This is a genomic window from Algoriphagus sp. PAP.12 (genome assembly GCF_026652115.1).
Lineage (GTDB): Bacteria > Bacteroidota > Bacteroidia > Cytophagales > Cyclobacteriaceae > Algoriphagus.
In genome coordinates, this window is record NZ_JAPPSQ010000076.1 from 1 (window position 1) to 428 (window position 428).

The following is a 428-nucleotide window of genomic DNA, read 5'->3' on the forward strand; positions in this document are numbered from 1 at the left end:
GTTGTGAAGGAAGTTGAATCAGGTGGTATAGGAATAAAAGCGGCCCAGTTAAAATATGGGATTCAGGGAGATGCCACGGTCCGCACTTGGTTAAGAAAATATGGAAACTTAGATTGGGAAAACAAATCACATCTGAGCTTGGAAAAATCACCTGAACAGAAGCTGTTGGAACTGGAAGCAAAAGTCAAGCTTTTGGAGAAGCAAAAGGCCTCATTAGAAAAGAAGCTTGAGTTTAGCGACAAGAAGGCCATCATTTTTGACATGATGATTGATATTGCCGAAGAGGAACTGAAAATCCCGATCAGAAAAAAGTCCTTACCTCAACAGTTGATCGATTCAAGACTCAACAAAAAGAAGGGGTAACCTTCGCCTGCAGACTGTTGGGGATTGACAGACAGGTCTATTATCGTGGAATCAGTTCCAGAAAG

General features: G+C 41.8%; 1 protein-coding gene. It reads left to right on the forward strand.

The window, feature by feature from the left end:
- The coding region (locus O0V13_RS21520; protein WP_268037075.1) for a transposase at nt 1-363 on the forward strand (363 nt) is incomplete at its 5' end.
- Between the last annotated feature and the right edge of the window lie 65 nt (nt 364-428).